Annotated in this window: 16 protein-coding genes; 8 read left to right on the top strand and 8 right to left on the bottom strand. The window is 75.1% G+C overall.

What is annotated here, in order from left to right; all coding sequences use genetic code 11:
- Window positions 1-229 precede the first annotated feature (229 nt).
- Window positions 230-796 (top strand): ion channel, encoded by a 567-nt coding sequence (locus GHR20_RS32030; protein ID WP_111583561.1) that lies wholly within the window; start codon window positions 230-232, stop codon window positions 794-796.
- Window positions 797-842: 46 nt separating this feature from the next.
- Here the strand turns inward: GHR20_RS32030 and GHR20_RS32025 are convergent, their stop codons facing one another.
- From GHR20_RS32025 to GHR20_RS32010, 4 genes are all read right to left on the bottom strand, one after another.
- Complete coding sequence (locus GHR20_RS32025) at window positions 843-1040, bottom strand: hypothetical protein (protein ID WP_046420113.1); 198 nt, start codon at window positions 1038-1040, stop codon at window positions 843-845.
- Window positions 1041-1152: 112 nt separating this feature from the next.
- On the bottom strand, window positions 1153-3957 hold the full coding sequence (locus GHR20_RS32020) for a LuxR C-terminal-related transcriptional regulator (RefSeq protein WP_194859045.1): 2805 nt from the start codon (window positions 3955-3957) through the stop codon (window positions 1153-1155).
- A 99-nt stretch (window positions 3958-4056) separates the two neighbouring features.
- On the bottom strand, window positions 4057-4578 hold the full coding sequence (gene msrA / locus GHR20_RS32015) for a peptide-methionine (S)-S-oxide reductase MsrA (protein ID WP_153815153.1): 522 nt from the start codon (window positions 4576-4578) through the stop codon (window positions 4057-4059).
- Between the two features lie 121 nt (window positions 4579-4699).
- Complete coding sequence (locus tag GHR20_RS32010) at window positions 4700-6952, bottom strand: MMPL family transporter (RefSeq protein WP_243878188.1); 2253 nt, start codon at window positions 6950-6952, stop codon at window positions 4700-4702.
- A gap of 158 nt (window positions 6953-7110) precedes the next feature.
- Between GHR20_RS32010 and GHR20_RS32005 the strand changes: the two genes are divergently transcribed.
- Complete coding sequence (locus GHR20_RS32005) at window positions 7111-7734, top strand: TetR family transcriptional regulator (protein WP_187279236.1); 624 nt, start codon at window positions 7111-7113, stop codon at window positions 7732-7734.
- A gap of 212 nt (window positions 7735-7946) precedes the next feature.
- Here GHR20_RS32005 and GHR20_RS32000 read toward each other — a convergent pair whose 3' ends face one another.
- Window positions 7947-9668: a sigma-70 family RNA polymerase sigma factor gene (locus GHR20_RS32000; RefSeq protein ID WP_153815151.1), complete on the bottom strand. Its 1722-nt coding sequence runs from the start codon at window positions 9666-9668 to the stop codon at window positions 7947-7949.
- 323 nt (window positions 9669-9991) lie between these two features.
- Between GHR20_RS32000 and GHR20_RS31995 the strand changes: the two genes are divergently transcribed.
- The 3 genes from GHR20_RS31995 to GHR20_RS31985 all read left to right on the top strand — a co-directional run bounded on the left by GHR20_RS31995 (window position 9992) and on the right by GHR20_RS31985 (window position 16925).
- Complete coding sequence (locus GHR20_RS31995) at window positions 9992-11740, top strand: carbohydrate binding domain-containing protein (RefSeq protein WP_153815150.1); 1749 nt, start codon at window positions 9992-9994, stop codon at window positions 11738-11740.
- Window positions 11741-11884: 144 nt separating this feature from the next.
- The gene (locus GHR20_RS31990) at window positions 11885-14269 is read left to right on the top strand and encodes an FUSC family protein (protein WP_243878187.1); all 2385 of its coding nucleotides are present in this window, start codon (window positions 11885-11887) and stop codon (window positions 14267-14269) included.
- Between the two features lie 166 nt (window positions 14270-14435).
- Complete coding sequence (locus tag GHR20_RS31985) at window positions 14436-16925, top strand: SpoIIE family protein phosphatase (protein WP_243878186.1); 2490 nt, start codon at window positions 14436-14438, stop codon at window positions 16923-16925.
- Between the two features lie 484 nt (window positions 16926-17409).
- On the opposite strand, the gene GHR20_RS31980 is transcribed toward GHR20_RS31985, so the two are convergent.
- Entirely contained in the window at window positions 17410-17871 is a 462-nt protein-coding gene (locus GHR20_RS31980; protein WP_111583569.1) for a MarR family transcriptional regulator, read from the bottom strand.
- Window positions 17872-17966: 95 nt separating this feature from the next.
- Here GHR20_RS31980 and GHR20_RS31975 point away from each other — a divergent pair, with 95 nt between their 5' ends.
- On the top strand, window positions 17967-18338 hold the full coding sequence (locus GHR20_RS31975; protein ID WP_148026013.1) for a VOC family protein: 372 nt from the start codon (window positions 17967-17969) through the stop codon (window positions 18336-18338).
- A gap of 67 nt (window positions 18339-18405) precedes the next feature.
- Here GHR20_RS31975 and GHR20_RS31970 read toward each other — a convergent pair whose 3' ends face one another.
- Complete coding sequence (locus tag GHR20_RS31970) at window positions 18406-19134, bottom strand: FAD binding domain-containing protein (protein ID WP_148026014.1); 729 nt, start codon at window positions 19132-19134, stop codon at window positions 18406-18408.
- 259 nt (window positions 19135-19393) lie between these two features.
- On the opposite strand from GHR20_RS31970, the gene GHR20_RS31965 reads away from it, so the two are divergent.
- A complete protein-coding gene (locus GHR20_RS31965) occupies window positions 19394-19783 on the top strand; it encodes a hypothetical protein (protein WP_153815148.1) in 390 nt (129 codons plus the stop codon).
- Between the two features lie 128 nt (window positions 19784-19911).
- On the opposite strand, the gene GHR20_RS31960 is transcribed toward GHR20_RS31965, so the two are convergent.
- Entirely contained in the window at window positions 19912-20781 is an 870-nt protein-coding gene (locus tag GHR20_RS31960) for a universal stress protein (protein ID WP_153815147.1), read from the bottom strand.
- A 418-nt stretch (window positions 20782-21199) separates the two neighbouring features.
- Between GHR20_RS31960 and GHR20_RS31955 the strand changes: the two genes are divergently transcribed.
- A complete protein-coding gene (locus tag GHR20_RS31955) occupies window positions 21200-23008 on the top strand; it encodes a PAS domain S-box protein (protein WP_237520691.1) in 1809 nt (602 codons plus the stop codon).
- The last annotated feature ends 55 nt before the right edge of the window (window positions 23009-23063 follow it).

Here is a 23063-nt window from a genome sequence, read left to right as displayed (position 1 = left end):
CGTACGGACCCGGGTCGCGCGAGGGAGGTCATGGCTCCTCCCTCCGTGCCCGAGGCCGCTCCCGGCCGGCCGGCGGGGCCGTGTGCGGGGACCTCACCGGGACAGCGTCGCTCCCGGCGGCCCGTACGGGATCACCCGCCAGGGGTGATCCCGTACGGGGTCGGGGGCGCTGAGGTGGTAGCGGGCGCAGGCGGGCCCGCCTGCGGCGAAGCGGCGGAAGAGACACACGATGACCGATCCAGCCAGGCGCGCCCCGTCGAAGGACGTCCGACGCCCCCTGTACAGCGGGTCGGAACGCCGGGCCGCGGCCGCCTCCCTGGCGCGTACGACGGCCATCCTGACCACCCTGATCGTCGCCTACTATCTGGTGCCGCTGGACACCCGCACCACCCTGGCGACGGCCGTCCTGCTGCTGTGCGGGCTGCTCGCGGTCGCGCTGGTCTTCGGCTGGGAGGCGTGGCTGATCCTGAACGCGCCGTATCCCCGGCTGAAGGCGGTGGAGGCGCTGGTCGCCACGGTGGGCCTCTATCTGGTCGTCTTCGCCAGCGTCTACCACATCATCGAACACGACACCCCCGGCTCCTTCTCCGAGCCGCTGACCAGGACCGACGCCCTGTACTTCACGCTGACCACGTTCACCACGGTGGGGTACGGCGACATCACCGCGCGCTCGGAGACGGGGCGGGTGGCGGTGATGTGCCAGATGGTGTGCGGACTGCTGCTGGTGGGCGTGGCCCTACGGCTGCTCGCGGCGGCGGTGAACGCGGGGCTGCGCAGGAAGGGTCGGGAGCCCTGAGGGACGTGCCGGAGGGGTCCTGCCGGAGGGGGCATCCCCCGGGGGCTCACTGCGGGGCCTGACGCATCTCCAGGACGCGCAGGCCGAGGGACTGGCAGCGGGCGAGCAGGCCGTAGAGGTGGGCCTCGTCCAGGACGCGGCCGAACAGGATGGTGTGGCCGGACACCACCACGTGGTCCAGCTCGGGGAACGCCTTGGCCAGCGTCTCCGTCAGCTCGCCGTCGACGCGGATTTCGTAGCGCATGAGGTGCCTTCCCCGCGTGCCGCGGACGGGCGTACCCGGCCCTCTTCCTGCGATCCTGCGCCCCGGTGGGGCGCCGGGCCTCACCCGCCGCAGGTGATGTGGGGCCGCGCGGTCACAGCAGGCCCCGTTCGCGGGCGCGGTGCACGGCGTCGTGCCGGCGGTTCACGCCCAGTTTGCGGTAGGCGCTCTTGAGGTGGGTCTTGACCGTGTTGACGGAGACGAAGAGGTCGGCGGCGATCTCCTCGGTGGACATCATCTCGGCGAGCCGGACCAGCACATCGCGTTCGCGGCCGCTCAACTCCTCGACCACCGGCGGAAGTTCGGACATAACCGGGGTGCCGTCCGGGGAGCCGGCGCAGGGCAGCAGCCAGCCCTCGGCGAGCGGGCGCAGCGCCGGGGTGGCGAGCAGCGGCCGCAGCCAGGGCCCCGCCTCCTTGAAGGGGCGCCGCAGCCGGTCCCGGCGGGCCTCGCGCAGCGCCTGCGCCACGAGCCGGCGCCGGGCCTCCCGGTCGCCCTCGGCCCCGGCGAGCTCCGCCCTGACCAGGGCCGTCCGTACGGCGATCAGGGGGCCCGGGGCGGGCTGCGGGCCCATCCGGTCGAGCAGTTCGAGGGCGTGCGCGGGGCGGCCGGCCGCCAGCTCCGCCCGCGCCGCGCCCACCAGGCACAGCGGGTCCTCGCCGGGCAGGTCCGTCAGCAGCTTGACGGCCAGCTCGGGGCGCCCCTCGGCGAGATGGGCACCGGCGGCCACCAGCGCCGCGTGAGCCTCGGCCCAGGGGGACGGCTCCTCGGCGACGACGGTCCGGTCGGCCGCCTCCAGCGCGCCCTCGGTGTCGCCGCGGGCGAGCAGGAGGCGCGCGGTGACCAGGGCGTGCAGCGCCCGGGCCACCGGGTCGCGCACCGGCTGCGGGGCGCCGGGCGGGGTGCCGAGGAGGGCCTCGGCCCGGTCCAGTTCGTCGCGGTCCGTGGCGACGGCGGCGAGGACGAGGGAGGCCGGGCCGGCCCCGGGCGGGGCGCAGGGGTCCGCGTGGTCGGTGGCGGCGAGCGCGGCGAGGGCCTTGCGTTCGGCGCGGCCGGGGCGGCCGTCGAGGTGGTCGAGCAGGGCGAGATGGGCCAGGCACTCCTCGCGGACCTGGGCCGTCGAGGGGCGCCCCGGTACCGCCGGGGTCCGCGTCCTGACCGGGGCGGCCGGCTCCGGAGCCGGTACCCGTGCCGACGCCGTCGGTGTCGTCAGGCCGTGGTCGGTCACCGCGGTCAGGGCCGCGCGCGCGTCCGTGAACCGTCCGGCCCACAGGCGGGCCGCGCCGAGGTGGGCGCGCAGCAGGGCGGTCAGCTCGGGGTGCCGGTCCAGCAGCCGGCCGGGGACCTCCTGCTTCAGCTCCTCGGCGCGGCGGGCGGCGGCCTCGGCGCGCGAGGGGCAGCCGGTCAGCCGGGCGGCGAGGACGTGGAGAAGGGCGCAGCCGAGGCGGGCGGCGGCCAGGTCGCCCGGTTCCGGCCGCGGCTCGCGGACGAGCCCGTTCGGCTCCCGCGTCGGCCGGTGCGTCTCCAGCGCGCGGGTGGCCCGTTCCAGGTGCGGCAGGCCCCGGTCGAGGTCGCCGAGGGACAGCGCGCGGGCGGCGCGGACGAGGTCGGTGGCCGGGGTGCGCGGCTCGGGGCCCATGGCGGAGAAGAGCGCGGCCAGGGGCTCGGCGCGCGGTCCGGTAAGGAGTTCGCCGAGGGCGAGGTCGCCGACGAGGGCATCGGCGGCGGCCGCCCGGTCGCCCGCGGCGGCGGCGTGCTCCAGGGTCTCGCCGAGCGGCCCGTGCCGCCGCAGCCAGGCCGCCGCCCGGCGGTGCAGCTCGGTCTCCAGGCCGGGGTGGCGGGCCCGCAGATGGGCGCGCAGGATCTCCCGGAACAGCGGGTGGAGCCGGAACCAGGAGTGCCCGAGGTCCTCCACGAAGGCGTTCTCGCGGTGCAGCGCGGTGAGGATCAGCTCGGCGTCGGCGCGCCCGGTGAGCGCGTCGGCGAGGGCGGGGCCGAAGCGGTCGAGGACGCTGATCCGCAGCAGCAGGTCCTGGGTCTCGGGGCGCTGCCGCTTGAGCACCTCGGCGATCAGGTAGTCGCCGATGGTGGTGCGGTCGGCCTCGAACTCCCTCAGGTACGACCGCGGGTCGCGCTCCCCCTGCGCGGCCAGGGCGCTGAGCCGCAGGCCCGCGGCCCAGCCCCGGGTGCGGGCCAGCAGCGCGCCGATCTCGTCGGGCGGCAGCCGCAGGCCGTGCAGGGCCAGCAGGTCGCCGGCCTCCTCGGGGGTGAAGGCCAGTTCGTCGTTGCGGATCTCGGTGACGACGCCGGCCGCCCGGTAGCGGTGCAGGGGCAGCAGCGGCTCGGTGCGGGTGACGAGGACCAGGCGTACGCCGGTGTCCGCGTGCCGGAGCACGAACTCCAGCTGGTCGGCGATCTCCGGGTCGGTGACGCGGTCGTACTCGTCGATGACCGCGGTCACCGGTGCCTCGCGGGCGCTGAGTTCCGCGGCGAGCCGGGTGAGCAGCGCGTCGTCCACGCGGCCGGCCTCGGCGGGCAGGCCCACCTCGGCGGAGAGGGTCACCCCGGCCAGCCGCAGGGCCTGGAGGAGGTAGGCCCAGAAGGTGCCGCGCCCCTTGTCGGCCATCTGCGCGGTGAGCCAGGCGACCCGGGTGCCGCGGGTCGCGGCCCAGTCGGCGACCAGCAGGGTCTTGCCCGCCCCCGCCGCCCCGCCGACCACGGTCAGCGGGGTGCGCGGGGCGGCGTCCAGATGTCCGAGCAGCCGGTCGCGGCGCAGATAGGTCACCGGGAGGGTGGGGATCGCGAACCGTGTCCGCAGGAACGGATCCCCGCAGGGATCGGCCAGCCCGCGGGGGTCCGCCCCGGTCTCGTCCGGCACGCCCATGGTGGTCACCACCATCGTCGTCGGGTCGCGGACAGGGTGCTCCGCTCCTCTCCCCAGGATCACCCCTGGGGGGCGGCGCGCCACACGAGCCGGTGGTGCCCGGTGCGGGGCGGGTCAGTCCGCGGTGGACGAGGCGCGGCGCGGCAGCTTCCAGTTCGGCCGGGGGAAGTGGCAGGTGTAGCCGTTGGGGTAGCGCTCCAGGTAGTCCTGGTGCTCGGGCTCCGCCTCCCAGAAGTCGCCGACCGGCGCCAGCTCGGTGACGACCTTGCCGGGCCACAGGCCGCTGGCCTCGACGTCCGCGATGGTGTCGACGGCGGTGCGGTGCTGCTCCTCGCCGTCGTAGAAGATCGCGGAGCGGTAGCTGCGCCCGAGGTCGTTGCCCTGGCTGTCCCGGGTGGTCGGGTCGTGGATCTGGAAGAAGAACTCCAGGATGTCGCGGTAGCTGGTGACCGCGGGGTCGTACAGGATCTCGATGGCCTCGGCGTGATCGCCGTGGTCGCGGTAGGTGGCGTTCGGGGTGTCGCCGCCGCTGTAGCCGACGCGGGTGGCGACCACGCCGGGCTGTTTGCGGACCAGATCCTGCATCCCCCAGAAACAACCGCCCGCCAGTACGGCTCGCTCGGTTCCCGCTGTCATCGGTCGCTCCCTGTTTCGTCCGGCCCCGCACCCCTGTTGACGTGCCGGGGACACGGTCATCCAGCGTAGTACCGCCCGCGCGCGAGGGTCGAAGGCCACCGGCCGCGCGCGGGCGGCGCGGTCAGGCGCGCACGCGGGGCAGCAGCCGGTCCAGGCGGCGCGGTATCCACCAGTTGGCCCGGCCCATCAGGAACATCGCGGACGGCACCAGGACCAGCCGGACCACCGTGGCGTCCACGACGACGCTGATCGCGAGGCCCAGCGCGAGCATCTTGACGACCACGGTCGGCGAGGCGGTGAAGGACAGGAACACGGCGGTCATGATGAAGGCCGCGGCGGAGATCACCCGGGCGGTGGCGGACAGCCCCTCCCCCACGGCGAGCCGGTTGTCGCCGGTGCGGTGCCATGCCTCGGCGATCCGGGACAGCAGGAAGATCTCGTAGTCCATGGACAGCCCGAACACGATCGCGAACATCATCATCGGGACGTACGACTCGACGGGCACCGGCTCGGAGAGGCCGAGCAGCTTGTCGCCCCAGCCCCACTGGAAGACGGCGACGAGGACGCCGTAGGACGCGGCCGTGGTGAGCAGATTGAGGACGACGGCCTTCAGCGGGATCACCAGGCTGCGGAAGACGGTCAGGAGCAGCAGGAAGGCGAGGACCAGCACGACCCCGATGACGAGCGGCAGCCGCGCGCCGATAGTGACGCGGAAGTCGGCCTGTCCGGCCACGGTGCCGGTGAGGTAGGCCCGGGCGCCGGTGCCGTGCAGGGCCCGGGGCAGGGTGCGGCCGGAGAGGGTGTCGAGCAGGGTGCCGGTGGCCGCGTCCTGGGGGCCGGTGGCCGGGGTGAGCGTGGTGACGAGGAGCGTGCCGTCGGGGCTGGCCCGTACGGGGGTGAAGGCGGCGACCCCGTGGGTGGCCCTGAGCGCGTCGGTCACGTCGTCGGTGATCCGGTCGGCGGGGGTGTGCGCCCGGCTCAGGTCGATCACGGTGACGACCGGGCCGTTCGCGCCCTTGCCGAAGCCCGGCCCGTCGGCGGCCGCGATCCAGTCGTAGGCCGTACGGGTGCTGCTGCCGGGCCGGTCCGCGCCCGCGTCCACGTGGCCGAGGCGCAGCGACAGCGTCGGTACGGCGCAGAGGGCGAGGACGGCGGTACCGCCGGCGAGGAAGAGCCAGGGGCGCCGGGCGACGAGCGCGGCGTAGCGGTTGCCGCCGGGGCGGGCGCCGGCGCCCTCGGCGACGGGGCGGCGGCGCAGCCGGACCCGGTCGATCCGGGTGCCGGTCAGGCCGAGGGCGGCCGGGACCAGGGTGAGGGCGGCGGCCGCGGTGACGACGACGGCCAGGGTGGCCGCGAGTCCGATGCGGCCGATGAAGCTCAGTCCGCACGCGTAGAGGCTGAGCATGGCGACGGCGACGGTGAGGGCGGCGATGAGCACCGCGCGGCCGCTGGTGCGGGCCGTGCGGGCGGCGGCGGTCACGGGGTCGTGGCCGTCGATCAGGTCCTGCCGGAAACGGGTGGTCAGGAACAGGGCGTAGTCGATGCCCACGCCGAGGCCGATCATGCCCGCGAGGGTCATGGCGGAGGTCGCGAAGGACAGGACCCCGGCGACGACGCCGACCACGCCGAGTCCGACGCCGACGCTGATCAGCGCCGTGCCCAGGGGCAGCAGGGCGGCCAGGACGCTGCCGAAGGCGAACAGCAGGATGACGAGGGCGGTGACGACGCCGACGCCCTCGCTCAGCTTGTCGTTCGCGGGCTGCCGCACGACCTGGTCGAGATCGCCGCCGTAGGCGACGCCGAGGCCCGCCGCGCGGGCGGGCGCGGTCGCCGTGTCGAGCCGGGCGGTGTAGTCGTGGCCGAGGCTCTTCAGCTGCTCGTCGAAGGTGACGGTGGTCTCGGCGGTACGCCCGTCCGTGCTGGTCGCAGGCGCCCCGACGGCCGTGACATGGGGCAGCCCGCGCAGGTCGGCGAGGGTGCGGTCGAGCCCGGAGCGCCGGTCGGCCACGGTGCCCGTCCCGGTGTGGAACACGACCTTGCCGCTGGGGCCGCCCGCCTGCGGCAAGGAGCGGGCGAGCAGGTCGGCGCCGGTGTGGGAGGCGGTGCCGGGCAGGCTGACCTGGTCGCTGAAGACGGGTCCGACGAGATGCCGGCCCGCGAGGGCGGCGACGAGGATCAGCAGCCAGGCGGCGATGACGGTCATCGGGTGCCGGGCGCAGCGGCCGCCCAGCCGGCCGAGGCGGCCGAGGTCGCCGGGGTCCGGGGCGCTCTCGGGGGCGCTTTCCGAGAGGGGCGGGCGCGGTTCGGGCGGCGCCGGGGGAGGCGGGGTGGATCGGGGCACCGGGGTCTCCAAAGCGGTCAGGAAAAGTGTCACGACTGACACGCACCTTAGAGAGAACTGTCATGCATGACAATTGGCATCCATGACAGTTTATGGAAGGTTTGCGCACGCGATCGCGCCGCGGCGGTGGGCCACGGAGGTGGCACGCGTGCCGATTGACAGTCGCGACACCAGGACGGGAGGCTTCGGCCATGGCTAGTGAGACCACCCCCGCCGGACTGCGCGAACGCAAGAAGGAGGAGACGCGCCGCCTGCTGCTGGAAGGGGCCGCGCGGCTGTTCAGGGAGCGGGGGTTCGAGGCCACCACGGTCGCGGACATCGCCGCGTACGCGAACGTCTCCGTGCGCACCTTCTTCCGCTATTTCGAGAGCAAGGAGGAGGTGCTGCTGCCGGACGGCGTGCAGATCTTCGCGTACGTGGAGCGGGCCCTGGCCGCGCGGCCTGCGGACGAGGAACCGCTGGACGCGGTGTGCGCCGCGCTGCTGGAGGCGGCCAAACCGTTCTCGGCGTCCACGCTGACCGCCCTGACCCGGCCGCTCGGGGACGTGGAGGCCGTCATCACGGCCCGGCTCGTGCGGGCTTTCGCCGACTTCGAGGAGCGGCTCACGGTCCTGGTGCGGCACCGGCTGCCGCGGGACGCGCCCGACGCCGATCTGCGGGCGGCCGTGATCGCGGGCGCCGCGCTCTCCGCCGTACGCGCGATGCTGCGCACCCGGCGGGCGAACCGCGCGTCGGGCATCGAGGACACGGAACCGGCGCCGCTGCGGCGGGCGTTCGGCATCCTGCGGGAGATCGGCGGCCGGGAGGGCGCGTGAGGGCGGGCGGGGGGTGCCGGTGAACGGGCTTGACGGCGTGACGCGTCGACCGGCCGTACGGCCACGGCGCGACAGGAGCCGCACGACGACCGCGCCGCCCGGCCGACGCGCCGACACCGACCCGCGTCCCCGCTTCCCCGACGGCCCTGACGACGCTCCGGGTCGACACCCTGGGCGGTCCCCCCGCCCAGGACGGCGTCACGGCGGCGGGGTCACATCTTCGTGCCGAAGTCCTGTGTCCACCAGGGGCCGCCCGCGCCCTGGTGCACGCCGACGCCGATGTTCTTGAAGGCGCAGTTGAGGATGTTGGCGCGGTGGCCGGAGCTGTGCATCCAGGAGTCCATCACGGAGGCCGGGGTCTGCTGGCCCCTGGCTATGTTCTCGCCGTACGTCGACCACCGGTAACCCGCGGCGGTGATGCGCTGCCCGGGGTCCGCGCCGTCCGGGTTGACGTGGTCGAAGAAGTTCCGCGCGGCCATGTCGTCGGAGTGCGCCTGCGCCGCCTGCTGGAGCTGCGGGTCCGCGGTGAGCGCGGAGCAGCCGGCGCTCGCCCGCTCCTTGTTGACCAGCGCGATCACCTGGCTGACGGTGTCACCGGCCGGGGCCGGCGCGGTGGTGCGCGCCGGGGGGCGCGGGGCGGTCGGGCGCGGTGTGGGCGTGCTCTTGCGCGTCGGGCTCGGACTCGGGCTCCGGGTGGCCGTCTTCTTAGGCTTCTTCGGCTTCTTCGGCTTCTCGGGCTTCGAGGCGGACGGCGAGGGCGACGCCGAGGTGGGCACGGCGCTCGGCGCGGCAAGGTCCGCCACGGAGGCGTTCGCGCTCCGCTCGGCGGTGGTGCCACCGGTGCCGGACCCGGTGTCCATGCCGAAGTACCAGAGGCCGCCGCCCGCGACGCAGGCCACGACGACGCCGCCGACGACCCGGCGCCGGATGCGCCTGCGCCGGCGGGCCTCACCGCGCGTGCCGCCCCGCCCGTCACCGCGCCCGCCCGAACGGCCCCGCGCGGCCCGCCGCCCGCCCCCGGAACCGGCACCGGAGCCCGAACCCGGACCCGACGCCGAACCCGCGCTCGCACCCGGGCCGCCGTGCCCGGCCGAGGCGTCGAACGGGGAGGCCGCCGCGACCGGCGCCATCCCGCCGGAGGCGGAGCGCAGCGCGGCGAGCAGCCCGGGCGCCGCGGCGACCAGCGCGAGTCCGGCCAGCAGCCCCTCCGCGGGCATCAGTCCGCTCCACAGCCCGGAGCAGAGCGAGCAGCCGCGCGCGTGCCGGGCGATGCGCTTGCGCCACAGCGCCGAGGGCTTGCCGTCCCAGGCGGACAGCACACCCCGCAGCTCCTCGCAGCGCGGCCGCGCGTCGAGCGCCCGCACCACCACCCGGGCCGCCTCCAGCTGGGCCTTCATCCGCTGCACCCGGACCGCGGTGTGCTCCGGCGTCAACTCCAGGGCGGCGGCGACCTCGGGGCGGGTCAGCTCGCCCGCGCACTCCAGCCACCACAGCGACAGCAGCCCCCGGTCGTCGGGCTCCAGCCAGCGCGTGGCGTGCGCGGTCTCATGGCGCTGACCCGAGAGCTGTAGCTGCACCACCGTCAGGTCCACGAAGTCGGCGCCCGGGTCGGCCAGGTCGTGCGCCTCCTCCACGGCGGCGGGCGCGAACTGCCGGTCCTGCCAGTGGCCGCGGACCTGGTTCATCGCGATCGCGACGAGCCAGGAGCGGAACCGCTCGGGGGCGCGCAGCCCGCCCAGGCCGTCGAGGGCGCGCAGCATGGTCTCCTGCACCACGTCGTCGACGTCCACCGAGCCGTTCAGCGCCCGCCCCACGATGTTGTAGACCAGCGGCAGATAGGCGCTGACCAGGGCGTCCTGGGCCGCCGCGTCACCCTCGCGGGCCGCGACCACCAGGGCCGCCGTCTCCCCCGCGTCCATGTGCCGTGTACTCATCAGATGTTTCCCGTCCTCGACGCCGAACGATTGTTCCCGATGACTGGGAGACCGTTCGAAGCGGCCCGGATAACAGTTCTCGGGGCCGTTTTCCGGCCGCTTTCGACAACGGGTTCGCGACAGGTTCCCGGCCGGGCGCGCGGAGGTGCGAGCCGGGTCAACTCGGGCCGGAGGCCGCCAGGTTCACAGGTTCAAAGTTGGTCTAGTCCTCTTGACGGCATGAGTCGGCGGCGGTTTGGTATGTACCAACACCCCCGCCGTGCACGGCACCATCACCCCACCACCCCATGCCCTAGGGGCATCCCCGAGAGGGGCACACTGTCATGCACCTGGCAAGACTGGGCGGACTCGCCGCCTCCGCCTGCGCGTTCGCGCTCGCGGCCACCGGCGCGGCCGTCGCCCTCGCCCCCGCGAGCAGCGCGGCGCCGGGCAACGCGGCGACGAGCGGCGCCACGGGAAGCAGCGTCTACTCCGTCGCTCCCTACGTCGACATGTCGAACGGCCAGGAGGGCCTGCTCGACACCGCCGTCACCGGGCACCACCTCAAGGCGTACACCGCCGCCTTCGTCCTCGGCGAGGGCTGCAACCAGGTCTGGGGCGACACGCTCCCCATCGGCGGCGACTCCTACACCGACCCCGAGATCGCCCGGGCCAGGTCCGAGGGCGCCTCGGTGATCATCTCCTCGGGCGGCGCCAGCGGTCTGCCGCTCGCCTGGACCTGCACCACCCAGAGCAGCATCGACGCCGGGTACCAGGCCCTCATCGACGACTACGGCGTCACCCAGCTGGACTTCGACGTCGAGGGCGCCGCCGTCGCGGACACCGCCGCCGCGGCCCGCCAGATGCAGGCGATGAAGGACCTCAAGGTGACCAACCCGAACCTCCGGTTCTCCGTCACCCTGCCGGTGCTGGCGAGCGGACTGACCAACGACGGCGTCAACATCCTCAAGGCCGCCAAGAACGCGGGCGTCAGGATCGACGTGGTCAACATCATGACCATGGACTACTACGCCGGTACGGGCGCCGAGATGGGCCAGGGCGCGATCGACGCCGCCAAGGCCACGCTGGCGCAGATGCAGTCCGTCGACTCCGGGTACGGCTACGCCGACCTCGGCATCACCCCCATGATCGGCAAGAACGACGACGGCTCCACGTTCACCCTCGCCGACGCCCAGACCGTCGAGAACTTCGCCGCGCAGAACGGCGTGGGGCGGCTCGCCTTCTGGTCGGTCAACCGGGACCAGCCGTGCGGCGGCAGCGCCAACTCCCTGCCCACGTGCAGCGAGATCAGCCAGAGCAGCCTGGCGTTCACGGACGCGTTCGTGCCGTACGAGGGCACTTCGGGCGGCGGGGGCGGTGGCGGTACGACCAGCGACTTCTCGCTGTCCCTCGCCCCCGGTTCCGCCTCGGTCGCCCAGGGCGGTTCCGCGACGGCGAGCGTCGGCACGGCCACCACCTCGGGCGGCGCCGAGTCCGTGGCCCTCACCGCCTCCGGCGCGCCCTCCGGCGTCACCGTCTCCTTCAGCCCGGCGTCGGTGACCTCCGGCGGCTCCTCGACACTGACGGCGGCCGTCGGGTCCTCCGTGGCCGCGGGCACCTACCCGATCACGGTCACCGGCACGGGCTCCGGCGGCACCCACAGCGCGACCTACACGCTCACGGTCACCGGCGGCGGAGGCGGGGGCGGCGGGGGCTCGCTGACCAATGCCGGGTTCGAGACCGGGAGCCTCGGCCCCTGGACCTGCACCGGCGGCAGCACCCTGGTCTCCACCCCGGTCCACTCGGGCGGCCACGCCCTCCAGGTCACCCCCGACGCCGGGGGCACCGGCGAGTGCGACCAGACCGTGACCCTCTCCCCCAACCACAGCTACACGCTCACCGGCTGGGTCCAGGGCCCCTACGCCTACCTCGGCGTCAGCGGCGGCGCGACCGCGAGCACCTGGTCGAACGGTTCGAGCTGGAACCAGCTGAAGGTCTCCTTCACCACCGGCGGCAGCGGCACCGTCACGGTGTACGTCCACGGGTGGTACGGCCAGGGCAGCGTGTACGCGGACGATCTCGCCCTCGGCTGAGCGGCGCCCGTAGGGGTCCCGCCGTCGGGGCCCGCCGTAGGGGTCCCGACGTAGTCGTCTCTCCCCCCCCATGGACCCCCCGACCGCGCGCCCGGTGCCTGCCCCGCAGGTGCCGGGCGCGCGGTCATGCGTGAGCCTGGAGAGGTGTCTGGTGTTCCCGCCGGCCGGGTCCCCGCGCCGTACGCCGCCCCGGCGCGCCGGGCGGTCCAGGTGACGCTGGTCGCCGCGGGCGGTTTCTACCTCTTCCGCTACGGCCTGGACCGCCCCGCCGCCGCGACGTACGCCCTGTTCGCCGCGGTGGCGCTGGGCGGCCTCTCCAGGATTCCGGGCACCGGGCGGCAGCGCGCCGAGGTGGTGCTGCGGCTGATCCCGGTGGGCTGGCTGCTGGTGATCGTCGGGACGTACCTGTCGGTGCGGACCTGGAGCGCCGTCCTCGGCATGCTGGTCGTCGGCTTCGCGCTGGCCTTCTCCGCCGTGGGCGGACCGCGCCCGGCCGGGGCGGCGCCGGGGCTGCAACTCCTGTACATCCTGCCGTCGTTCCCGCCCTACGACCCCGGTCAGCTCGGCGACCGGCTGCTCGGCACGACCACCGGCATGGCCCTGCTCGTCCTCGCCGAGGCCCTGCTGTTCCCGGAGCCGACCCCGCCGTCGTACCGGGCGCGCGCCGCCCACGCCGCCGCCGTCGCGGCCCGCTGCACCGGTCTGCTCGCCGCCCCGCCGTACATCCTCTCCCGGGCCGAGATCCGTACCGCCCGGGAGGCCGGCCACCGGCTGCGCTCCCTGACCGTGCCCGAGGCGGACCGCCCGGCGGGCCCGGGCGTACGGGACCGCGCCCTGGCCCACACGGGCCTGGCCACCCGGGCGCTGCTGAGCAGGCTGCCCCGGCTGTCCGCCATGTCGGGGGGCGGACTCCGGCCGTCGACCGCGCCGGACGGCGCCGTCCGGCCGCCGGCCGCGCCCTGCTGCCCGCCCGACGCCGTCGTGACCGCCGTACTCGACGCGGTCGCGGGGCTGGCCACCGCGACCGCGGGCTGCCTCCGCGCGGGCGGCTCGCCCCGTACGGCGTACGCGGAGCTGGCCGCGGCCCGTGCCGTGCTGTCCGCCCGCTCCGCGGCCCACCCGGGAAAGGCCGGGACACCGGCGCCGGACGTGCTGCGGCGGCACGCGGCCGCGCTGGAGGTCGCCGATGCCGCGCTGGCGATGGGGGCGGCGGCCGATCTCGCGGTGCACGGCCGGCGGGCCTCGGTGACCGGGCCGCCGGAGCGCTTCTGGTACGCCACCGCCCGGGCCCCGGCGCTGTGGTGGCACCGGGTGCGCGGGCACGCCGGGCGGCGGTCGGTGTTCTTCCAGAACGCGGTGCGCATCGCCCTGGCGCTGACGGCGGCGCGGCTGGTGGCGGGCGTGGACACGCTGCCGCACGGTTTCTGGGCGACGCTGGCGACGCTCACCCTGACCCGCACCACCATGGACGAGACCTGGAGCACCATCCGCTCCGCGCTCGCGGGCACGCTGGCCGGCGCCCTGGTGACCGGCGGCACGCTCGCCCTGGTCAGCACGCACACCAATGTCTACGCCGTGCTCCTGCCGCTGTGGATGCTGTTCGCCTTCACCGTCGGGCCGGTCAAGGGGGTCGGCTGGGCCCAGGGCCTGTTCACGGTGCTGGTGGCCCTGGTCTTCGCCCAGCTCGCGCCGCCGACCTGGCGGCTGGCGGAGGTACGGCTGCTCGATGTGCTGGTCGGCAGCGCGATCGGCGCGGTGTTCGGGCTGCTGGCCTGGCCGCGCGGCGCCCATGACGAGTTGCGGTACGCGGCGGCGGAGCTGCTGCGCAGGGCCGCCGAGATCGTGGTGGCGACCAGCGCCTCGGTGGCCCTGGAGGGGTCGCCCCGGCGGGAGGGGCGGGCGGTCGTCCCGGCCGGGATGCCGGGGCACCGCTCGCTCCAGCACGCCGTGATCCTGGCGGAGTCCGCGTACGGGCAGTTCCAGTGCGAGCCGGCACCGTTCGGCGGCCGGGGGCGCGGTCCGGTGCTGCCCGGGGTGGACTGGCAGGCGGCCCTGATGGCCGGGCATCACACCCTGTGGGGTTCGGAGCGCCTGCTGGAGCCGCCGTGCACCGGTCTCGGCCCCGCCGCCACGGCGGTCAGCGGTCTCGGGGACCGGGTGGCCGGGCGGATGCTGCTGATCTCGGCGGCCCTGGACCCCGGCGGCGACACCCCGGCGGGCCAGGTGCCCCATCTCGCCCGCTCCCTGGCGGGCGCCGACGCGGAACCGCCGGGGGCGCCCCGCCTCTACTACGCCACCGTGTCCTGGCTGGACTCCCTCATGGCCGATCTGTCCAGGATCGCGCGCGGGAGCGGGGAACTCGGGGTGGACCCGGACGGAACGGGTGAGGGCCGACCGGGTGGTACCCGGGACGGGCCCGAGGGGGCCGAGGACGGAGCCGCCACCCCCCAGACCGGGCCCGCCGGCCCCGGGAACACGGCCGGTGATCCCGGTGGCGGACCGGCCGGACCCGGACCGGTCCCCCCGTAGTGACCCCTCCGGGCCGCTGCGGACCGACCCTCCAGGGGTAGGCGTGAGGTGAGGCCCGGCCCGGTCTCACCCGCGTACGGCGCTCACCGCGACGGGTGCCCCGGCGGCCGCCGAGGGCCGGACACAACGGCGTCGGCCCGGCGGGCCGGCGGAAGGAGCGAGTGGGATGAGCGGAGGGACGCGGCACCCGGACCCGGACCGGCCCGGACCGGCCGGTGCGGAGCCCGGGACGGCGGGCGCGGAGTCCGGGACCGCAGGCGCGGAATCCGGCACGGCGGGCGCGGAGCCCGGCACGGCGGGCGCGGAATCCGGGACCGCGGGCGCGGAGTCCGGCACGGCGGGTACGGAGTCCGGGACCGCGGGTGCGGAGTCCGGCACGGCGGGTACGGAGTCCGGGACCGCGGGTGCGGAGTCCGGCAGGGAGCGCGCCGCCGAGTCCCGGACGGACCCGGCCGCGCGGCCCCGGCCCGGCGGGTCGGCGCGCCCCGACGCGGACCCGGGCACGGAATCCCGCGCCGGCCACGCCGCGGTGCCCGATGCCGGGCGGGACCAAGCGGTGCGGCCCCGGCCGGACCGCACCGCCGCGCCGGACCCGGCCGCCCCGTCCCCGGCGGACACGGAGCCCGAGACGCAGCAGCCGACCGGCCTCTTCGACCTCCTGGGCGTCGCCGCCGTACTCCTGGAGGCCGACGGCCGGATCGACATGTGGAGCCCGCAGGCCGAGGAGCTGTTCGGGTACGACCGCGCGGAGGCGGTCGGGCAGTACGCGGCGCCTCTGCTGCTGCTCCCCGAGCACCGGGACGCGGCGATCCAGCTGTTCGCCGAGGTGATGGAGACGGGGCGGGGCTGGGCGGGGGCGTTCCCGGTGCGGCACAAGGACGGCGGCACCAGGACCGTCGAGTTCCGCAACATGCGGCTGACCGACCACCTCGGCGACCACTACGCGCTGGGCCTCGCCACCGACCGCTCCACCCTGCGCCGGGTGGAACGCGACGCCGCCCTGTCCGACCGGCTGGTCACCCAGGCCCCGATCGGTCTTGCCGTCCTCGACACCGCGCTGCGGTACGTGGCCGTCAATCCCGCCCTCGCGGCCATGCACGGCCTGCCCGCGGCCGACCATGTGGGCCGGCGCCTCGGGGAGCTGTTCCCCGATCCGGCGTTCCAGGCGCTGGAGGCGTCCATGCGCGGGGTGCTGGACACCGGCGCCCCCGTGGTGAACCGGGAGGTGGTGGGGCGTACCGCCGCCGACCCGGGCGAGGACCACGCCTGGATGACCTCGCTGTACCGGCTGGAGGACCACCAGGGGCACACGCTGGGTGTCGCCAAGGTGGCGGTGGAGGTCACCGACCGCTACCGCGCCGCCCAGGAGGCCGAGCGGGCCCAGCGGCGGCTGCGGCTGATCGCCCGCGGCTCGGCGCGCATCGGCACCACCCTGGAGGTGGAGCGCACAGCACGGGAACTGGCCGACGTCCTGGTGCCCGGCCTCGCCGACATGGCCACGGTGGACCTGCTGGACAGCATGCTGCGGACCGGCCGTACGGACCCGGGCGAGGGCCCCCCGTTGTTCCGCGCGCTGGCCGTGAAGACCGCCTACCCCACCGACGCGGCCGGGGCGCTGGTGCCGCCCGGCCGGCTCACCGTCTACCACGCCGGTCATCCCGCGGCCCAGAGCGTGCGCACCGGGCGGCCGGTACTGATCACCCATCTGGACAGCGGCGAGGTCGGCCGTGTGGCCGCCGACGCGGAGGCCGCCCGGCTGCTGGCCCGGGCCGGGGTGCACACCGACATGGCGGTCCCGCTGATCGCCCGCGGGCAGTGCATCGGTGTCATGGGCCTGGCCCGGGCCCGCAACCCCGCGCCCTTCGACGCCGACGACCTGGAGCTGGCCTGCGAACTCGCCGCGCGCGCCGCGCTGAGCATCGACAACGCCGTCCTGCACCAGCACACCCGCAGCACCGCCGAGGCCCTCCAGCGCAGCCTGCTGCCCCGGCTCTCGCCCGACCACCCGGGTCTGGAGATCGCCGCCCGCTACCGGCCCGCGCAGGCGATCGGCGAGGTCGGCGGCGACTGGTACGACGTCATCCCGCTGGACGGCGACCGCACCGCCCTCGCGGTGGGCGACGTGATGGGAAGCGGGATCGCGGCCGCGGCCACCATGGGCCGGCTGCGCACCGCCACCTCCACCCTGGCCGATCTCGACCTCGGCCCGGCGCGCGTCCTCACCCACCTCGACCGGATCACCCTCGGCCTCGACCCGTACATCGCGACGTGTGTGTACGCCGTCCACGATCCCCGTCTCGCCCGCCTGGAGGTGGCCTCCGCCGGGCATCTGCCCCCGGTCCTGATCCCGTACGACGGGCCGCCCCGGCTCCTCGACCTGCCGACCGGCACCCCGCTGGGCGTCGGCGGAGTGCCGTTCGAGTCCAGCACGCTCGGACTGCGGCCCGGCGACCAGGTGGTGCTCTACACCGACGGCCTGGTGGAGACCCGTGACGACCCGATCGACGCCCGTCTGGACGAACTGCTGCGGCTGCTCTCCCCGCCGTCCCCCTCCCCGGAGGACACCTGCGACCGGCTGCTGCGGGAACTGCGCCACCCGGCCGGCCACGACGACGTCGCCCTCCTCATCGCCCGGGTGCTGCCGCTGGACCCCTAGGGCCTCTCGTTTGGATCTTGCCGGGCGGGCGAGGAAGCCGCCGAGGGCGGTGGCCACGGCGCCGGGGGCCTCCAGGGGGAGCAGGTGCCCGGCGCCGGGGACGGTGGTGAGGGTCGCGTGCGGGAGGTGCGGCAGCAGATGCGCGCGCAGCACGTCCGGGGGATTCCACCACGTCGTGCGCGCCGACCGGCACGGCCACCGGACCGCGATGCCGCGCGCGGCGCGGGTGAGGTCCCGCGCGATGCCGTACAGCGGCCACTCGGGCGCCAAGACCTGCCTCGACCAGCGCGTCCCGCTGAAGGCCAGGAGACTTCTCGTCCGCACCGAGCTGCCGGTCGCCGCCCTCGCCCGGCGGCTCGGCTTCCGCGACGCGGGCGACTTCAGCACGTTCTCCCGCCGCCAGGCCGCCGCTCCCCCGGCCGCCCGGCGCGCCGCCCACGGGACGACACCCACCGGGCCTGAACCCGCCTGCCCCGCCGGGCGGTCACGCCTCCAGGTTGCCGGTCATCGTGTCGAGGTCGGCCAGCAGCGCCGAGAGCCGGCGCGCGGGGATGCCCTCGATCATGCGCTCCTCGACGGCGTACACCGCACCGCGCGCGGCGTGCAGCCGCTCCTGCCCGGCGGCGGTGAGGTGGACCGGCAGGGCCCGGCCGTGGTCGGTACTGGCCGCCTGAGTGATCAGCCCGGCCTCCTTCAGGCCGCGCAGGACGACGTTGGCCGACTGCCGGGTGACGAAGGTGCCGCGGGCGAGATCGGCGTTGGACAGGCCGGGCCGTTCATCGAGGAGTTCCAGGCAGGAGTACTGCGGGACGGTGAGGCCGTGCTCGCGCAACGCCCGGTCCATGGCGCCGCGCAGCGCGGCCGAAGCCTTCTTCAGTCGGTATCCCACGTGTTCGGTGACGTCCCGCGCCGGATGGGGCGCGGGGACGGGCGCTCGATCTTCCATGTCAGCATTTTGACATACCCAAGGCCGACGGCCTACGGTCGGTCATGTCAAAGTTCTGACATACACACACCGACAGACCACCCTTGGGAGTCACCATGACCGCCACCGTCGAAGGCCCTGATTTCATCGCCCTCCAGGTGAGGGACGTACCGGCTGCGGCCGCCTTCTTCGAGGAGCGGCTCGGACTGCGGCGGGCGCCGGGCGGACCAGCGAACGCGGTCGTCTTCGCCACCAGCCCGATCCCGTTTGCCGTCCGCGAGCCGCTGCCCGGCGTCGACCTGGACGGTGCCGGGCACCCCGGCCTCGGCGTCGCCCTGTGGCTGCGCACCACCGACGCCCCGGCCCTGCGCGAGCAGCTGGTCGCGCAGGGCACGGAGGGCGTCACCCCGCTCCAGACGACCCCGTTCGGCCCGTCCTTCTCCTTCACCGGCCCCGAGGGCTACCGGCTCACCGTCCACGGGGACTGATCCCGAGGACGGACGCCCCCGCCGCATCAGATGGCGCCCCGGCGGGCGGGTGGAACGGGCCGCTGGACTACCGCTCGCGCGCCAGCAGGTCGAGCACCTGGGGACGTACGACCCGCCACGCGGCGGCGGGCAGATCGCCGAGGGCGGTGGCGCGCAGGGCCTCCAGGGTCTCCTCGGCGTCGGCACCGGGGACGGCGGCGCCCTCGAACACCTCGTAGCCGTCCCGTACGGCGACCCGGACGGCGTACCCCGCACCGCCGCCCGCGCCGTCGCCCGTGTGCAGTGCCGAGGCCACCACGAGGGGCGGCGGGCCGCCGGCGTCGGCGGGGAGTTTGCGGTAGGCGCAGGCGAGCGGGGCACGCCAGTGCAGACCGAGCAACAGGGGCCGTTTCGCGACGACTTCGGCCAGATCCGTCTCGCGGACGCCGTCGGACTCCAGCACCGTGGCCCGGGCGTCGAGGGCCAGCGCGGCCGGCAGCAGACAACGCAGCGCGCTGCCCACGAGGTTGCCGCCGACCGTCGCCGCGCGGCGCACCGCCCCGGTACCCACCGTGCCGGCCGCGCGGCGCAGCACGTCCGGCACCCGGTCGTCGACCCGCCCGAGCAGCACGGCGGCACCCAGCGTCTCCGGCCCGATGACGTTGGCCTGCGGCAACTGCCTGAGCGACATGGCCAGTTCGGGGAATCCCTCGCGCTGCCACGTGGCCCACACCAGCGTCGCCCCGCCGACCGGGACGGCCCCCTCGGCCAGGCACTCCTGCGCTTCGGACACGGACGTGGGCAGACGCAACAGCATGGCGACCGACCTGCCTTCCTCGGGGAGACCGCAGTCTGCTCGCGTACGCGGGGGCGCGTCCAGGGCTCACACCAGCACGGCCCTCGACGTATGCCGATTCAAGGAGAGCTGGCTGGATTTTGACGGCGGGTCCGGTGGGCGGGACCACCTGGCCCAGGACCCCGGGTCGGCCGGCCCTGGGCCGCGGGGCGGCGCACGGAGGACGCTGGGTGCGCTGCACCGAACGATCAGCACGCACCGATCAGAAGGAGTGGAGCACATGACTGCCAGGCACACCGGCGTCCGCGCCCACGAGACCGCCGTCGCCGTCCGGGTACGGGCCGACAGCGCGATGTCCGAAGAGGACCTCGCCTATCTCCGGGAGAAGGTGGACACCGTGCTCGGCCGGCCGGGACTGCCGCCCGTGAGCGGCGAGATCCGGATCGGCAGGGCGCCCGCCGCTCACGCGGGACAGCCCTGGACCGCCGGCGCCGAGATCCGGGTGGGCCACTACCTCGTCGTCGTCCACGCCCGTGAGCACAGCGCCCGCGAACTCGCCGACCGTCTCCAGGACCGCCTGCGCAGCCGCACCGACCGGGTCGCCCACCGCGCGCACTGCACCCGCGGGACGGCGACGCCGCCCCCGTGGCGAGGCGGCGAGGAGACGTGAACTGCCAGTAGATCAGCGCCTCGGCGCCTCGACATCTCGAGGCGCCGAGGCCGTATGCCACGCACAACCCCACGCGCCCCACCCGGACCAACCCGGGTGGGGCGCGCCGCAGTTCCTGTCCGTCACCCTCAGTCGTGCGGCACCACCACCACCGGCGCCATCGCGTGGTGCAGCACCGCATGCGTCACCGGACCGATGTGGGTGCCGAACGACGCGGGGCGGCGGCGCCGGCCGACGACCACGAGTCCGGCACCGTGCGATGCCTCGACCAGGTGCAGCGAGGCGCTCCCGTACCCGCACTCCTCGGTGACCTCGACCGCGGGGTACTTCCGCCGCCACGGCGTGAGCACCTCGGTGAGCGCGGACTCCTCCTGGAGCGACCACTCCTGGTCGAAGGTGGGGTCGGCGGCGAAGCCGTAGACGTAGTACGGCGGCATGGACCAGGTGCGCACGGCCCGTACCGAGGTCCCGCGCCGCTCGGCCTCCTCGAAGGCGAACGCGAACACCGTGTCGTCCGGCGCGGTGGTGTCGACGCCGAGGACGACCGGGCCCTCGGGGGCGTCGCCGTCGGGCTTCCAGCCGGACCGCACGAGGACCACGGGGCGGCCGGCCCGCGCGACCACCGAGAAACCGACGGAGCCGACGAGGTAGCCGCCGACCCGGCCGAGGCCCCGCGAGCCGAGCACGAGCAGCTCGGACTCCTCGGCGGCCTCCGCGAGCAGCTCGGCCGGGAAGCCGTCCTGGTGCTCGGAGCGGATCTCCAGGTCGGGGTGGCGCAGCCGCAGTTCCTCGGCCGTCTCGCGCGGGATCCGCTCGGTCCAGTGCCGCTGGGTCGCCACGCCGATGACCGGATCCTGCGCCATGGTCTCCGTCACCGGCTCCCACACGTGCACCAGGCGCAGCGGCAGACCGCGCAGCCGCGCCTCGCCCGCCGCCCACTCGGCGGCGGTACGGCTCTCGGGGGAGCCGTCGAGGCCCACGGTGACGGTGCGGGACATGACGTCCACCTCCTGTTGTCGAAAGATCCCCTCCGGGATCGGCTCAAGCCTCGTCGCGGCGGCCCCGGACCGGCAGGGCCCTCAGGTCCCCCGTCCGGGGCCGACCGGCCCCTGGGGCGGCCACCAGGGCGGAGGCGACCGCTTGTGCTCGGACCGGGACCGGTTCTGCACGGGTTCGTCCGCCGCGGGGATGTGTTCCGGCCAGGACGCGACAAGTCACGGCGGTGGGAGGCCGGTTGCGCTGGGATGTCCGTAGCATCACGAGCGACATGGCGGGGTAGATATGAATGCTTGCGTGGACGATCCGGCCCGTGCGGCGGGTCCCGCGGTCCTCCAGCGGTGCCGGTGCGGAGCCCCCTTGGCGCAGAGCGGTGCCGAGGAGCGGTTCCGGGGGCTGCTGGAGGCGGCGCCGGACGCCATGGTGATCGTCGACGACACCGGCGTCATCCGGCTCGTCAACGCCCAGACCGAGGCCCTGTTCGGCTACCGCCGCGAGGAACTGCTGGGCCGGCCCGTCGAGTTGCTCGTGCCGCACCGCTTCCGCGCCCACCACACCCGGCACCGCGACGGCTACGCGGCCAACCGGCAGGTGCGCCCCATGGGCGCGGGGCTCGAACTGCACGGACTACGCAAGGACGGCAGCGAGTTCCCCGTCGAGATCAGCCTGAGCCCGCTGGAGACGGCGGACGGGCTGCTGGTCTCCGCCGCGGTGCGCGACGTCAGCGACCGCAAGGCGGCCGAGGCCCGGATCAACGAACTCGCCGCGCTGGTGGAGTCCTCCCAGGACGCCATCCTCGCCAAGACCCTCGCCGGCGAGATCACGTACTGGAACGCGGCCGCCACCGAGCTGTACGGCTACACCGCCGAGGAGGTCATGGGACGGCACGTCTCCATGCTCGCGCCCACCGAACTCCAGGACGACATCTGGGCGTTGCTCGAACGCCTGCGCCACGGCGAGAAGGTCGAGCACTTCGAGACGCTGCGGGTCACCAAGGACGGGTCGCTGCTGGATGTCGACGTCACGCTGTGGCCGACCCGGGACACCGCGGGCAAGGTCGTCGGGGCGTGCGCGATCGTGCGGGACATCAGCGACCGCAAGCAGGTGGAGGCGGAGCTGACCGCCCTGCTGGAGCAGCAGCGGCACATCGCCCTGACCCTCCAGCGCAGCCTGATGGGCACCCCGCCCGCGCTGCCCGGCCTGGACACCGCGAGCCGCTACCGGCCCGCCACCCAGGGCGCCGGTGTCGGCGGCGACTGGTTCGACCTGATACCGCTGGGCGCGGGCCGGGTCGGTGTCCTCATCGGCGATGTGATGGGCCGCGGCCTGGAGGCGGCCGCCGTGATGGGGCAGCTGCGCTCGGCCGCGCACGCGCTCGCCAAGACGGGGATGCAGCCGCGCCAGTTGATGCAGGCCCTGGACACCGTGGTCGGCGACCTGGACGTGCCGGACCAGCTGGTCACCTGCTGCTATCTGGTCATCGCCCCGGACGCGGGCACCGTCACCGTCTGCTCCGCCGGGCATCTGCCCACCCTCGTCGTCGGCCCCTGGGAGGGTGTCCGGGCGCTGCCCGCGCCGGTCAACGCGCCGCTCGGGGTGGGCGGAGTGCTGTACGAGCACGCGGCGTTCGACATCTCCCCGGGCGCCACGCTCGTGCTGTACACCGACGGTCTGATCGAGACACCGGGCAGTGACATCGAGGCGCGCCTCGGTGAACTCACCACCGTCCTGGACACGTTCTTCCCGCGCTCCACGAGCCTGGAGGCGGCCGCCGACCATGTGCTCGCCGAGCTGCTGCCGGACGTGGACGGCCATGACGACGACGTGACCCTGCTGTTCGCGCGGCTCCCGGCGGCGCCGCTGGCCGCCGTCACCACCGAGCTGCCCGCCGCCCCCGCCTCGGTTCCCGAGGGCCGGGCCTTCCTGCGCCGGACGCTGATCTCGTGGGAGTGTCCCGCACCGGCCGACGACGCGCTCCTGCTGCTGTCGGAGACCCTCACCAACGCGGTGCAGCACGCCGAGGGCCCGGTGGGGCTGCGGCTGTGCCGTACGGCCACGGACCTCACCGTCGAGGTCAGCGACCGCAGCCCGCACCTGCCCCAGCCCCGGCACGCCGCGGGTGACGAGGAGTCCGGGCGCGGCCTGTTCCTGGTCCGCACGCTCGCCGACGGCTGGGGAGTACGGCCGACCGACGAGGGCAAGACGACCTGGTTCACGCTGAAACTGTGAACGCCCGCGCACCAGTGGGCCGTTGGGCGGCACACCGGTGCGGGGAGCCGGGGAC

This window comes from Streptomyces sp. SUK 48, from assembly GCF_009650765.1.
Taxonomy (GTDB): Bacteria; Actinomycetota; Actinomycetes; order Streptomycetales; family Streptomycetaceae; genus Streptomyces.
Note: the sequence above shows the minus strand (reverse complement) of the source record. Positions and strands in the feature narration are given on the sequence as shown.

Coding starts and splice junctions, on each gene's coding strand:
- GHR20_RS32030 (WP_111583561.1), top strand. CDS start 230: ATGACCGATCCAGCCAGGCGCGCCCCGTCGAAGGACGTCCGACGCCCC.
- GHR20_RS32025 (WP_046420113.1), bottom strand. CDS start 1,040: ATGCGCTACGAAATCCGCGTCGACGGCGAGCTGACGGAGACGCTGGCC.
- GHR20_RS32020 (WP_194859045.1), bottom strand. CDS start 3,957: ATGGTGGTGACCACCATGGGCGTGCCGGACGAGACCGGGGCGGACCCC.
- msrA (WP_153815153.1), bottom strand. CDS start 4,578: ATGACAGCGGGAACCGAGCGAGCCGTACTGGCGGGCGGTTGTTTCTGG.
- GHR20_RS32005 (WP_187279236.1), top strand. CDS start 7,111: ATGGCTAGTGAGACCACCCCCGCCGGACTGCGCGAACGCAAGAAGGAG.
- GHR20_RS32000 (WP_153815151.1), bottom strand. CDS start 9,668: ATGAGTACACGGCACATGGACGCGGGGGAGACGGCGGCCCTGGTGGTC.
- GHR20_RS31995 (WP_153815150.1), top strand. CDS start 9,992: ATGCACCTGGCAAGACTGGGCGGACTCGCCGCCTCCGCCTGCGCGTTC.
- GHR20_RS31985 (WP_243878186.1), top strand. CDS start 14,436: ATGAGCGGAGGGACGCGGCACCCGGACCCGGACCGGCCCGGACCGGCC.
- GHR20_RS31980 (WP_111583569.1), bottom strand. CDS start 17,871: ATGGAAGATCGAGCGCCCGTCCCCGCGCCCCATCCGGCGCGGGACGTC.
- GHR20_RS31975 (WP_148026013.1), top strand. CDS start 17,967: ATGACCGCCACCGTCGAAGGCCCTGATTTCATCGCCCTCCAGGTGAGG.
- GHR20_RS31970 (WP_148026014.1), bottom strand. CDS start 19,134: ATGCTGTTGCGTCTGCCCACGTCCGTGTCCGAAGCGCAGGAGTGCCTG.
- GHR20_RS31965 (WP_153815148.1), top strand. CDS start 19,394: ATGACTGCCAGGCACACCGGCGTCCGCGCCCACGAGACCGCCGTCGCC.
- GHR20_RS31960 (WP_153815147.1), bottom strand. CDS start 20,781: ATGTCCCGCACCGTCACCGTGGGCCTCGACGGCTCCCCCGAGAGCCGT.
- GHR20_RS31955 (WP_237520691.1), top strand. CDS start 21,200: ATGGTGATCGTCGACGACACCGGCGTCATCCGGCTCGTCAACGCCCAG.